A 13320-nucleotide genomic window follows, 5' to 3' on the forward strand; every position below is an offset into this window, starting at 1 on the left:
TCTGTTTAGTTGCTTTCATCCGCATCTTCTGTCAGCGAACCTTCTTGGGTTCTTGTTTTGGAATAACCTAAAGCCAGCAAGGTTCCAACAATAAGTACCACGGCTATATTAAGGCCTGCGGCAACAAGTCCCTGCAAATAAACCTTTTCAGCAGGCTCCTTGTACATCAGGATATCAAGCGATGGAGCAACCCCAACCCAGACTACAAGATTAGCAATGATCTGAACAACATTAAAACCAATAATCTGTCTGGCATTAAAACGACCTTCTTCTATTTTATAAAGACGGTAGAAAACACCAACAATAAATCCAAAGCAGGCAGAAGAAATAACCCAGCTCCACCAGATACCAAATCCCCAGGTAAGGTCAGTCAGAGCGTGGCCAATCAGACCAATAAGCAATCCGGCAATCGGCCCGAAAATTGCTGAGAACAAAGCCAGAATACCAATAGCAAGATTAAGATTAGTATTGGGAACACCTGACGGTACAGCAACAAATCTCATTAAGACAAAAAATATTGCCGCTCCAATACCAATGGCGACTACTGTACGGATACTAAAAATTTTGTTTTTCATGGTTGCCCTCCTTAGAAATAAGCAAAAACTTCATTTCAACCGTTGTCTTATTATTTTTTATTCAAAAAGACAAACAGCCGCAGAGCCAGACAGCCGTTTATCTTTGAAAACAATATCTCCCCCAACTCAATCATATACCAATTTAGGAGCACGTCTCATAGTGATTTTCCAGTTTGTACCTGTACCTATACTATAAGCCTGAGCAAAAGAACCCTGATTAATAGCAACCGCCATATTACTCAATGAATTAAGATAAACCAGTGATTCACCAACATTCACATCCGCAAAAGATTTTGCATAAACAAGAAAATTCTTATAAACAGCTCTCGTATCATGCTGTATATCAACCTCAACACGGCCGCCAACAGGAATATTAAGTTCCCTAAACATATTCAAAGAAATATTTGTCCATAAGCTGCCGAATCTGACATCGAGAACATCAATTGTTCCACTTACACTATCACCTGTTTTTGCCGGCTCGACAACATTTAACTGCACAAGAGAATCTAAAGGCAATTCAGGCCCTATCTCCGACAGCTTGCTAACTCCTGCAGCCAGACGAGCGCCAACATAAGCATACACATCTCTGCCATGAAATGTATATGAAAGCTCAGCATAAGGAGAATGATTCTCAGCCTCTATTACATGCCTTGCCTGTTCAAGTCCAAGCATTCGGATAATATGCGTCAATGTACCATTATCCGGTGTAACAATAATTTGACCTGTCTTAGTCTCAACCGCAACACTGCGCCTGTTGGAACCAACCCCCGGATCAACCACAGATACAAAAACAGTTCCCCGAGGCCAGAACTGGACAGTCTGGATCAAACGATAGGACGCCTCCCAAACGTTGTACTGCGGTATATCATGAGTCAGATCATAAATTCTCAAATTTGGATCAACGGAAAACGCTACCCCGTACATAGCAGAAACGGCACCATCACTAATACCAAAATCAGACTGAAAAACTAAAGCTTTTTTCTCAGAAACATCCATTTGGCCACCTACCTCCAACACCAAGCAGAAGCATCAATAGTCAACATTGTCATAGGAAAAAATACAGTTCAAACAGAAAAGCTCTGTTTTAATTCATTATAGCAATAGGATCGGTTTATGCCTATATTTGTTTTTGTGATGATGGTGAGGATTTGGATATGGGGGAGGAAAAAAGCCTAAACCTAGCCTATGTCTTAGAGATTGTTTTTTTGGCATTTTTTTGGCAAGCTGTTTTTGTTGTTAATTTATCACTTGTAGTAACTATATTTGTTGATTATGCATTATTTTTTAAAACATTATTATAGATATAATATAAATTCATTTCATTATAATTACAGTGTTTACAAAAAGGGAAACTTATGATAATTTTAATTATGAGCTTATACCATACCAAGGGATTGTCGGGTTGTTATAATAAGGAAACAAACCGCAAAGCTCTAACGCCTTGCGATTAGCAAGGCGTTATCTATTTATAAAGTTATGTAATTTATTAATTTAAGCTAGATTCCATTTTACGATTTTAATCGTCAGAGGTTCAAGATGAAATATGCAATAGGTTTAGATGTTGGCATTGGATCAGTAGGATATGCAGTAGTGGCATTAAACTCCGTTGAGGAACCATGCGGAATAATCCGTCTTGGGTCTCATACATTTACTAAAGCAGAAAATCCTAAAACAGGTGCATCTTTAGCGGAACCACGTAGAGAGGCTAGAAGTGCAAGACGAAGAATCAGAAGAAAGAAGCACAGAATTGAAAGGTTGAAAAAATTAATTGTATCAGCCAATATACTTTCTCAAGAAGAGATCGATAGTTTATACGATCAAAACGATCGTGATATTTACAAAATACGCGCGTCTGCTCTTGACAAGCGAATAAGCAATTCAGATTTAATGAGAGCCCTACTGCATATTGCTAAAAGACGAGGATTTAAATCAAACAGAAAATCTGAATCATCAGATAAAGAAGCAGGAAAGCTTTTATCTGCTGTAGAAGCAAATAAAAAGCTAATGGCTAAAAAACAATACAGAACTGTCGGTGAAATGTTCTACAAAGATGATATATATAAATTCCAAAAAAGAAACAAGGCTGAAAGTTACCTTTCAACAGTGCATAGATCAATGACCGAAGAAGAAGTCAAAAAGATTTGTGAAAAGCAAGTTGAATTAGGAAATAATAAAATAAAGGCTGAATTCATTTCTGAATTTCTTAAAATAATGCTGGGGCAAAGACCTTTTGATGAAGGCCCAGGTGGCAACAGCCCCTATTCAGGTAATCTAATTGAGAAAATGATTGGTTCGTGCACATTTGAAAAAGATCAAAAACGTGCAGCCAAGGCAACTTATTCCTTTGAATTATTTTCGCTCCTGCAAAAAATCAATAGTCTAAGATTAATAGATAATGGACATAATATTAAATTAACACCTGAACAAAGATTGGTGATAAGGGAACTTGCACACACCAAAGAAAATCTAAATTACAATCAAATTAGAAAAGCGCTTAATTTGTCCTCAAATTATGTTTTTAATTTTGTTAACTATGATGATGGTATCGAAATTTCCGAAAAGAAAACAAAATTTAATCAGATGCAGTCCTATCATAGAATTCGAAAAGCTCTCAACAAGATTAGTAAGGATCGTATTACTTCTTTGACTAAAGAGCAAAAAAACGCAATAGGTTATGCACTTTCTGCATATAAAACAGATAAAAACATTATAGATTATCTGAAGAATTATGATTTATCAGATTATGAAATCACAGCAGTTTTGGAAATAGGCAGCTTTAGCAAATTTGGACATCTTTCCATAATGGCATGTGATAAAATCATACCTTTTCTTGAAACTGGTCTTGAATACGACAAAGCCTGTTCAGAAGTGGGCTATGATTTCAAAAAAGACAGTGGAAAGGAAAAAAGGTTTACTCTTCCTAGTACGACAGATGCAATGGAAAGCATAACAAGTCCTGTGGTGAAAAGAGCGGTATCACGGACAATAAAAGTTATAAATGCCATTATAAGAGAACAAGGTTGTAGTCCAATATATCTAAACATAGAACTAGCAAGAGAAATGTCCAAAGATTTCCAAGAGCGCAACAAAATTATTAAATCTCAAGAAGAAAACCGAGCACTTAACGAAAGAATAAAAGATAGAATTAAAAACGAATTCGGGAATTTAAACCCAACTGGACTTGATATAGTCAAACTAAAACTTTGGCAAGAACAAGACGGCAAATGTATTTATTCTCAAAAACCAATTTCTATTAATCGTTTGTTTGAAGCGGGCTACGCAGATGTTGATCATATTATTCCTTACAGCATCTGCTTTGATGATTCCTATAAAAACAAAGTGCTAGTTCTTTCAAATGAAAATAGACAAAAAGGTAATCGCCTGCCATTACAATATTTAACAGGTGAAAGAAAAGATAGATATATCGTATATGTTAATACTACTGTAAAAAATTTAAGAAAAAAACAAAATCTATTAAAAAAAGAATTAAGTGAGGAAGACAAAAATAAATTTAAAGAAAGAAATCTTCAGGATACAAAAACCATGTCCAGATTTCTATATAACTACATACGCCATAACTTGTTATTTGCGGAATCACATACAGGGAAAAACAAAAGAGTAACAGCTGTAAATGGTGCAGTTACATCGCACATAAGAAAACGTTGGGGAATTCAAAAAATAAGAGAAGATGGTGATATACATCATGCAGTCGATGCTCTGGTTGTAGCTTGCACAACAGATAAAATGATCCAAGAAATATCTAGATATTATAATGTTCGCGAATCATACTATGTTCAATATAATAGCACAAGTTATGAGGTTGATAAGGAAGGTGAGGTCCTTAAGGAATTTCCAGCTCCCTGGAACGGTTTCAGAGATGAGTTAACTGCAAGAACAAGTAATAACCCTTCTGAATTATTAAGCAAATTAAACTTGCCCTATTACAGAGGAATAGATTTGTCAACTATCAAACCGGTTTTTGTATCTAGAATGCCTAGAAGAAAAGTAACAGGAGCAGCTCATAAAGAAACCTATCGTAGTGCGAGACTTAGCAACTGCGGATATACAATTACTAAGACGGCTTTGAGTAATCTAAAACTAGATAGTAAAACCGAAGAGATATTAAACTACTATAATCCAGAGAGTGATAAATTGCTCTATGAAGCTTTAATAAAAAGACTAAAAGTTTTTAAAGGTAGTGCTAAAGACGCTTTTGCTGAACCTTTTTTCAAACCCAAAAGTGACGGAAGCGCAGGTCCTTTAGTGAAAAAAGTAAAAATCATGGAAAAATCCTCCCTCACAGTACCTGTTCTTGAAGAAAACGCGGTAGCCGACAATGGCAGTATGATCAGGATAGATATTTTCCATATAGATAAAGAAGGTTATTATTTTGTGCCGATATATACATCTGATGTTGTAAAGCCCGAATTACCAAACAAAGCAGTCATTTCAAAAAAACCTTACTTTGACTGGAAAGAAATGAGCGACAAAGATTTTATTTTTTCAGTCTACCCAAATGATTTATTATTTGTTGAGCACAAAACTTCTATTGAACTAGAATTAGCCAACAAAAACAGTTCTTTACCTCCTAAACATAGCATTAAAAAAGGCTTTTTCTATTTTATTAAAGCAAATATATCTTCTGGAGTTATAACAGTGGAAAATCATGATAGTACATACAAAAAAGGAAGTTTAGGCATTAAAACTTTAGAAAGACTTGAAAAATACCAAGTAGATGTATTGGGTAATTATTATAAAGTCTGTAAGGAAAAAAGACAGGGGTTCAAAAAAAACGGAGGAGAATATGTCTTACAGGAAAGTAATGATAGCAAGCCCTGCACTGATATCAACCAAGGATGAACAATTAGTAATAAATACTGATTCGGATCATCACATACCAATTGAAGATATAGATATATTATTGATAGAGCAGCATGGTGGCAAAATATCCATTCCTGCTATAAGCAAGCTTATGCAAAATGGTTCGTCTGTTATTTTTTGTGATGAAAAGCACCTTCCTTGTGGTGTTTTACTTCCATTTGCTCAACATAATAAACCTTTAAGTGTTTTAAATGATCAATTGAAAATGACCGAACCTTGCAAAAAAAGAATATGGCAAAAGATAGTAATTGCAAAAATATATAATCAAGGCAACTGTTTATCTCTTTGTAAAATGCAAGAAAAAGCAGATTATTTATATAGTCTAATTAAAAAAGTATTATCTGGTGATACAAGTAATGTTGAAGCTACGGCGGCAGCCTTTTATTTTCGCAGTTTATTTGGAAAAACTTTTTGTAGAGGTGACAGCGCAAATTGCATAAATGCAGCCTTAAACTATGGCTATGCAATATTAAGATCATATATAGCACGAACATTATGTACATACGGATTCACCCCTTACATAGGAATACATCATCATAATTATCTAAATCAATACAATTTGGCAGATGATTTAATTGAACCATTCAGACCAATTGTTGATCTATATGTTAAGCAAAATATTTCTGTAGATGATTCTATGAACACAGAGATGAAATCATCTCTACTAAATCTTTTGAACCATGAAATAGTAATGAATGGTCAACGCCAAAGCATTTCATATGCTATAGAAATAGTTATAAAAAAATTAACTCGCTGTTTTAGCAACAACGAATCAATTATCGAATTTCCAGAATTAATTGAATTAAAAATGCATAGATATGAATAGTTTTATGAGATTATTAGTATTTTTTGACTTACCAGTAAAAACAAAAAAAGAACGCCGCATAGCTACGTCTTTTCGAAAATTTTTGATTAAAGACGGCTATCATATGGTGCAGTTTTCTGTCTATGCTAGGGTATGTAATGGCACCGATGCTGTTACTAAGCACAAAAACAGACTCTATAAAGCTCTGCCAGATAACGGCTCTATTCGTTTGCTAATAGTTACAGAGAGACAATACGAATCAATGGAGATTCTAGTTGGTGATTTAACAGAAAGCGACACACCTTTTGTTTATGAGCAACTAACTTTATTCTAGATTTTTCCATTTTTAAAAGAAAAAAAGCCTGTAAACAAAGTGTTTCCAAGCTTTTCACTCCCATCAATTATATCATACCAAGGAATTTCGGGGAGTTATAACAACAATTCCGCGCTTGATATCCATATTTCTATTATATCATACCAAGGAATTTCGGGGAGTTATAACCCCAGAAATGTTAATGTCGCCATTTTCGCCATTATATCATACCAAGGAATTTCGGGGAGTTATAACATTTATCTGGTTCTCATGTCAGCTGCTGTCATTATATCATACCAAGGAATTTCGGGGAGTTATAACATTAAATCCTTCCTGGCTGCTGATTTTATTATTATATCATACCAAGGAATTTCGGGGAGTTATAACCGATCATTAAACTATCCTCCTAACGGTTGTATTATATCATACCAAGGAATTTCGGGGAGTTATAACAGCATTCGGACGAAACCGTCCAGCATATTTATTATATCATACCAAGGAATTTCGGGGAGTTATAACGTTTATATTGCAAGCTTCAAAGGCGTTTTCATTATATCATACCAAGGAATTTCGGGGAGTTATAACTTACTGGTGTCGGCGGCGCTACCGCTTACAATTATATCATACCAAGGAATTTCGGGGAGTTATAACTTTGCTACTCTTTTTGCCAGGTACAACAATATTATATCATACCAAGGAATTTCGGGGAGTTATAACATTTTTATAGTCCTCCATTTTGATTTTGTTATTATATCATACCAAGGAATTTCGGGGAGTTATAACTTTCTAAATGCCTTCTAAGAATTCCATTAAATTATATCATACCAAGGAATTTCGGGGAGTTATAACAATTTGCCGGATTTGGTTTTTACGTGAGGAATTATATCATACCAAGGAATTTCGGGGAGTTATAACGAGCAGGCAGGCCAGAGGCATGTTAAAAGAATTATATCATACCAAGGAATTTCGGGGAGTTATAACTAGTTCCGATAACAAAACAATTTTACATAATTATATCATACCAAGGAATTTCGGGGAGTTATAACTGGTGCTGGCACCGGTTGAGTAGGGCACCCATTATATCATACCAAGGAATTTCGGGGAGTTATAACCTCCAATCCGGCCGCGTGCAGCCGCCTTACATTATATCATACCAAGGAATTTCGGGGAGTTATAACAGAGCTGGGCATGCTGAACAAGAAGAACATATTATATCATACCAAGGAATTTCGGGGAGTTATAACACTATTGCGACGATTGCTACTATCTGCACTATTATATCATACCAAGGAATTTCGGGGAGTTATAACCCGACAGTCACAGTACCGCTGCCGAGCATGATTATATCATACCAAGGAATTTCGGGGAGTTATAACAAAGTAAGCGGCGAAGCCTTCATCTGTGTAATTATATCATACCAAGGAATTTCGGGGAGTTATAACACCAATTCGGACGAGGTTGTGAACAATCTAATTATATCATACCAAGGAATTTCGGGGAGTTATAACTGCCTGACCATCCTTCCGAACTGCCTGCCAATTATATCATACCAAGGAATTTCGGGGAGTTATAACTGATTGCTGTTTCAAGGCCTTCATTTGATTATTATATCATACCAAGGAATTTCGGGGAGTTATAACCGGCACAGACGACTATAATAAGTTGATAAAATTATATCATACCAAGGAATTTCGGGGAGTTATAACCTGCACACTGATTTTGTACCAGCGTTAAATATTATATCATACCAAGGAATTTCGGGGAGTTATAACTTGCTTGGAGTGTTCGTGTAATCCCTAATGATTATATCATACCAAGGAATTTCGGGGAGTTATAACTTTTTAGGGGGTTTTATGAAAATATTTTTAATTATATCATACCAAGGAATTTCGGGGAGTTATAACATGACCTTTGCTGTGATGATGGCAGTAGATATTATATCATACCAAGGAATTTCGGGGAGTTATAACATCGGCGGTAGCTTCACTGACCCGATCGACATTATATCATACCAAGGAATTTCGGGGAGTTATAACTGCTGACTGCGTGGCTCGCTCTGTTCCTTGATTATATCATACCAAGGAATTTCGGGGAGTTATAACTTGTTGGAAGAGTGAGACCAACTATAGTTGATTATATCATACCAAGGAATTTCGGGGAGTTATAACATCTCAATAACTTCCTTGCCAAGCTCTCTGATTATATCATACCAAGGAATTTCGGGGAGTTATAACATAAACATCAACTTCATCAAAAGAAAGCTGATTATATCATACCAAGGAATTTCGGGGAGTTATAACTGCGTTAATCTGGCTCTATACGGACTATGAATTATATCATACCAAGGAATTTCGGGGAGTTATAACCTCATAACGAGGACCAAAGCAGGAAAGACAATTATATCATACCAAGGAATTTCGGGGAGTTATAACTGGAATTGCTAGTTGATAGACCGCTTTTCTATTATATCATACCAAGGAATTTCGGGGAGTTATAACAACGGATCAGTGCCGGTTTGCTGCTTTGATATTATATCATACCAAGGAATTTCGGGGAGTTATAACATGCCTGATGGCCTGAGCGGCGCGGCTTCGATTATATCATACCAAGGAATTTCGGGGAGTTATAACTTAATATCTGATTTTTTGTTTTACAATCGGATTATATCATACCAAGGAATTTCGGGGAGTTATAACGCAAAAGTTTGCGGTAAAGATATATCTCATATTATATCATACCAAGGAATTTCGGGGAGTTATAACGTAGATGTACCTTTGCCTGACCCAATGACAATTATATCATACCAAGGAATTTCGGGGAGTTATAACACTTACACGATCGATAAGACTGGCAAAAGAATTATATCATACCAAGGAATTTCGGGGAGTTATAACCTTAACCATTGTGTTGGAATCTATGCCCAGATTATATCATACCAAGGAATTTCGGGGAGTTATAACCGAGCGCCTGAGCGATAAATGTGCCGACTGATTATATCATACCAAGGAATTTCGGGGAGTTATAACTAAAAACATCATGAAAAAAAATGATGTTTTATTATATCATACCAAGGAATTTCGGGGAGTTATAACCAATACACGTTACTTGCAATTCAAAATTAAATTATATCATACCAAGGAATTTCGGGGAGTTATAACTTGGCAATATCAGCAGTGATAACAAGGTGCATTATATCATACCAAGGAATTTCGGGGAGTTATAACCGCAAAAAGTTCCAGAAGCTCGTAATCGTTATTATATCATACCAAGGAATTTCGGGGAGTTATAACCAATCAGAACGGAAAAAGTTAAAGCATTCGATTATATCATACCAAGGAATTTCGGGGAGTTATAACCCGAACCTTAACCTTGCTGCCGACTCTGACATTATATCATACCAAGGAATTTCGGGGAGTTATAACTTTCTCAATCGCCGCTATAGCCTTATCTCTATTATATCATACCAAGGAATTTCGGGGAGTTATAACACCAAAACAGATCAGAAATTCAGTCCGTTCATTATATCATACCAAGGAATTTCGGGGAGTTATAACGAAAATCCCGCGCTTGATATCCATATTTTTATTATATCATACCAAGGAATTTCGGGGAGTTATAACGACATCAATCGGCGGACTGCCTGAACTCAAATTATATCATACCAAGGAATTTCGGGGAGTTATAACCTTGCGAGGGCGTGGATTGAAACAAGTTATATTGTATCATACGAAATTCGTGAAGAAGTCAGAACAATAACACTTTTAACCTCCACTCAATTTTCTTAAACGAATGATTTCAGATTATAATAACTTAAAACTATTATTAATCACATTTTTCAAATCTGCATGCTGTAATATTTACAATTAAAATAAAATTGAACATTTTATGTCTCTGCCTACCGATTGTTTTAAGACTATGCTACGAACTTTTTATGATTAATCGCCTAAGCGGGACACTCTATATAATTTAATTCAAGCCTAGAAATGCATTATTTGCAGGCTTATACAGGCTTCTTATTATAATTCTTATCTGGTACTTAGTACCAGACAAGGATATAAGAATAATCCTTTGAAGTGTTTTTATATCAGCACCTTTGACTATTTAAATCGATAATCTTATCTGGCACCAGGCGCCAGACAAGCATCTAGGCAAATACGGCTGTAAAGACCTATTGCCAGATGTTCTAAAGTTTTTTCGATTTAAGATAGAGTGTCCCTCTGTTCCCCCGTGGTTGCTTTTCTAAGATAGAGTTCTCTGAATATCGTCTTCTATATTGTGCAGAGATAAGGTTGAGTATTTCCTCAAATCTAGTTTATAATAAAGTTTGCTTAATGAAACAATTTTTCTACCAGTATAATTATCTGATATAAGAGGTTATTTAATATTATGAACATAATATCTAAAAGAGAGAATGAAAAAGAGCTTGTGGAATTGATGATTAAAATTTATTGTCGTCGGAAGCATAAGAATTCCAAAGAATTATGTGTTGAGTGTCAGAAGCTTTTTGATTATGCTGCTGTTCGTATTGATAATTGTCGTTTTATTGAGTCCAAGAGTTTTTGCAGTAAGTGTAAGACACCTTGTTACTCAAAGGATATGCGTTCTAAAATAAAAGAGGTTATGAAATTTTCCGGACCTAGAATGTTGATATATCACCCTATAATTGCTATTAAACATATGCTGGTGTAATTGTGATTTCACTCAAATAGTTTTTTTAAGTTGTTTCTTTGTAAGCGACGCCCGATTACATTTATCATCCCAGAACCTTTTTGCTCTAGTTCTTCTGTATGGATGCCGCTTTTTGTAGCATTTAAAAAGATCATACTGTCGCCCTTAGTATTCAGCTGGCCTTTTATTCGCAGAACATCTCCATACTTACCGCTGCATGCAGTAGTAGCAATAAGGTATGCTTGTTCACTTGTGTAGTTTTGTTTGGGGAAAATAGTTGTACTTTGATAAACATATGAATGGTTGATATCTGCACAAATTGCCTTTACAAAACTAGGTTTGCAGGCATAAAGCGAATTAAAGTCAATATTTCCAAGCATACTATCGGTTAAAAATAAAGGAGATTTAGTTTGACTTCTTATCATTTTAAAAACTGTTTTATGCAAAGCTTCTGAATTACAGCGGTTAACAATAATGCTGCCAGTTCCGCACAACTGAGCAGTAAGCAAAGCTTTGTCATCTTCTGTTAGTGAAGATAATATACTTGCATCCAAAACTGTTGCAACAATGCCTATCGAGCAATCGAACTGCAGAGAAGGAGCCTTAATTACTTCAAAAAAATCACCTAAAGTGAACACGCCGGATGGTTCAACTATAATATGGTCGGTCTGTTCAGCTAAATCTAAAAGCATTTGAGCAAAACCAGCTTTCATTGTGCAACAAATACAGCCACCAGAAAGTTCTTTTACCCTTACTCCACAGGAACTAAGCAGTGCAGAATCCACACCTGCACTGCCGAATTCATTTTCAATAATCACAAAATTTTTGCCTTGTTTAGAAAGATATTGACAATACTGGCGAATAAGCGTAGTTTTACCTGCACCCAAAAGTCCTGTAAACAGATCAATAACAGCCATTTTTAATACTTACCATAAGTCTTTGCTATTTCAACCATACGAGCCGCGCGGTCAAATGATGCATTTGAAGGATATTCACAACCAGTAGCCAGAATAAAGCCGCCACCTTTTGCCATATTATCTATTTGTTCTTTACATGCTGCATCCCATTCTTCGTCTGTTGCCGTTACAACCATTGCAGGTGGTATGCAGCCAATTAAAGTAATGCTATCACCATATTTTTGTTTGCATTCGGCAAAATTTGCACAATCATCAGGTGGATAAAGGAAAGATATAGCAACAGGCTTCATACGCTCTATTTGCACATCGAAGTAAATATTCTGACCACAATTATGAACCATTACAGCAACACCACGATCATGACAAATCTGTGCCAGTTCTTGTACCAGTGGACCTTCCATTTCATCCCACATTTGTTTAGACATTATAGATCCGGAAGCAAACAAAGTATCGAACATTACCGCAGCAACACCAGTGTCAATGATGGCATTTACGTAGTCTTTTAGCGTTTCGTTGATTTGTCGTGCAGCTTCTTTAACTGCATCAGGATCATCATACAAATCCATATACATGTCCTGTTGATTGCGCAGCATAGAAAGCACGCCGAGAGGACCAAAAACAAAGCCTACAACTGGTTTGTCCTTACCAGAAGCATTCACCAGTTTGCGGCAAACATCTATATGAAACATCATACGTCTAGAGTTTTTATAATCTACTTTTTTTATTTTGGCATAGTCTTCAATTTCTTCGATTAAGCACTGAGAATAGTCTGGATGTGCAGCTTCTTTTTCAGGAAAAATCAGAGGTTGTCCCCAAGCATCACATTCGACTGATAAGTCTACCAGCGTAACTATACAATCCTGTTCGAATTTTTCAGCAGCTGCAAGTAATGCTTTAGCACAAATATCGGAATCATTAGACCATTCCTCATAAGTTGCGTTTACAAGATTACGTGTTACACCACTTAAAATAGGATAAACAGGAACATGGTCGGGCTCTTTATGTGATAAGGTTGTCAGGATACGCTCCATTGAATTCATTTAATATTCCTCCATATTTTGTAGTAAAATCACTATAAACTTACAGAGTAATGCTTTCTTGTAAAATCTTATCTTATATAGTACTTTTTATAGATATTATGAATATAAAATTGCAAACTTA

The 13320-nt window shown here is 35.8% G+C and carries 9 protein-coding genes and 1 CRISPR repeat array; of the genes, 5 read left to right on the forward strand and 4 right to left on the reverse strand.

Annotated elements, in window-relative coordinates:
* Positions 1 to 5: 5 nt before the first annotated feature.
* Together AC0KSB_RS04805 and AC0KSB_RS04810 are read right to left on the reverse strand one after the other, a co-directional pair.
* The gene (locus AC0KSB_RS04805) at positions 6 to 575 is read right to left on the reverse strand and encodes an ECF-type riboflavin transporter substrate-binding protein (protein WP_472307079.1); all 570 of its coding nucleotides are present in this window, start codon (positions 573 to 575) and stop codon (positions 6 to 8) included.
* 126 nt (positions 576 to 701) lie between these two features.
* Entirely contained in the window at positions 702 to 1571 is an 870-nt protein-coding gene (locus AC0KSB_RS04810) for an SAM hydrolase/SAM-dependent halogenase family protein (protein ID WP_472307080.1), read from the reverse strand.
* 158 nt (positions 1572 to 1729) lie between these two features.
* Here AC0KSB_RS04810 and AC0KSB_RS04815 point away from each other — a divergent pair, with 158 nt between their 5' ends.
* The 5 genes from AC0KSB_RS04815 to AC0KSB_RS04835 all read left to right on the forward strand — a co-directional run bounded on the left by AC0KSB_RS04815 (position 1730) and on the right by AC0KSB_RS04835 (position 11263).
* Positions 1730 to 1876, forward strand: coding sequence for a hypothetical protein (locus tag AC0KSB_RS04815; RefSeq protein WP_472307081.1), 147 nt, complete (start codon positions 1730 to 1732; stop codon positions 1874 to 1876).
* A gap of 235 nt (positions 1877 to 2111) precedes the next feature.
* Positions 2112 to 5435 (forward strand): type II CRISPR RNA-guided endonuclease Cas9, encoded by a 3324-nt coding sequence (gene cas9, locus AC0KSB_RS04820; protein ID WP_472307082.1) that lies wholly within the window; start codon positions 2112 to 2114, stop codon positions 5433 to 5435.
* Positions 5380 to 6282: a type II CRISPR-associated endonuclease Cas1 gene (gene cas1 / locus AC0KSB_RS04825; protein ID WP_472307083.1), complete on the forward strand. Its 903-nt coding sequence runs from the start codon at positions 5380 to 5382 to the stop codon at positions 6280 to 6282. Before cas9 ends, cas1 begins: the two co-directional genes overlap by 56 nt.
* Positions 6275 to 6595 carry a CRISPR-associated endonuclease Cas2 gene (cas2, locus tag AC0KSB_RS04830; RefSeq protein ID WP_472307084.1) on the forward strand — a complete coding sequence of 107 codons (321 nt, stop codon included), beginning with the start codon at positions 6275 to 6277 and terminating at the stop codon, positions 6593 to 6595. Before cas1 ends, cas2 begins: the two co-directional genes overlap by 8 nt.
* A 66-nt stretch (positions 6596 to 6661) precedes the next feature.
* Positions 6662 to 10260: direct repeats of the CRISPR family, unit length 36 nt; unit sequence ATTATATCATACCAAGGAATTTCGGGGAGTTATAAC.
* 700 nt (positions 10261 to 10960) lie between these two features.
* Positions 10961 to 11263, forward strand: coding sequence for a nitrous oxide-stimulated promoter family protein (locus AC0KSB_RS04835; RefSeq protein WP_472307085.1), 303 nt, complete (start codon positions 10961 to 10963; stop codon positions 11261 to 11263).
* 8 nt (positions 11264 to 11271) lie between these two features.
* Here the strand turns inward: AC0KSB_RS04835 and AC0KSB_RS04840 are convergent, their stop codons facing one another.
* Positions 11272 to 12159 carry a GTP-binding protein gene (locus AC0KSB_RS04840; protein WP_472307086.1) on the reverse strand — a complete coding sequence of 296 codons (888 nt, stop codon included), beginning with the start codon at positions 12157 to 12159 and terminating at the stop codon, positions 11272 to 11274.
* 2 nt (positions 12160 to 12161) lie between these two features.
* Positions 12162 to 13199, reverse strand: coding sequence for a uroporphyrinogen decarboxylase family protein (locus AC0KSB_RS04845; RefSeq protein ID WP_472307087.1), 1038 nt, complete (start codon positions 13197 to 13199; stop codon positions 12162 to 12164).
* Positions 13200 to 13320: the final 121 nt, after the last annotated feature.

The sequence above is a fragment of the Ercella succinigenes genome (assembly GCF_900002895.1).

What these genes read in the sequence shown, in the direction of transcription:
- AC0KSB_RS04805 (WP_472307079.1), bottom strand. Translation starts at nt 575, where the DNA reads ATGAAAAACAAAATTTTTAGTATCCGTACAGTAGTCGCCATTGGTATT.
- AC0KSB_RS04810 (WP_472307080.1), bottom strand. Translation starts at nt 1,571, where the DNA reads ATGGATGTTTCTGAGAAAAAAGCTTTAGTTTTTCAGTCTGATTTTGGT.
- AC0KSB_RS04815 (WP_472307081.1), top strand. Translation starts at nt 1,730, where the DNA reads ATGGGGGAGGAAAAAAGCCTAAACCTAGCCTATGTCTTAGAGATTGTT.
- cas9 (WP_472307082.1), top strand. Translation starts at nt 2,112, where the DNA reads ATGAAATATGCAATAGGTTTAGATGTTGGCATTGGATCAGTAGGATAT.
- cas1 (WP_472307083.1), top strand. Translation starts at nt 5,380, where the DNA reads ATGTCTTACAGGAAAGTAATGATAGCAAGCCCTGCACTGATATCAACC.
- cas2 (WP_472307084.1), top strand. Translation starts at nt 6,275, where the DNA reads ATGAATAGTTTTATGAGATTATTAGTATTTTTTGACTTACCAGTAAAA.
- AC0KSB_RS04835 (WP_472307085.1), top strand. Translation starts at nt 10,961, where the DNA reads ATGAACATAATATCTAAAAGAGAGAATGAAAAAGAGCTTGTGGAATTG.
- AC0KSB_RS04840 (WP_472307086.1), bottom strand. Translation starts at nt 12,159, where the DNA reads ATGGCTGTTATTGATCTGTTTACAGGACTTTTGGGTGCAGGTAAAACT.
- AC0KSB_RS04845 (WP_472307087.1), bottom strand. Translation starts at nt 13,199, where the DNA reads ATGAATTCAATGGAGCGTATCCTGACAACCTTATCACATAAAGAGCCC.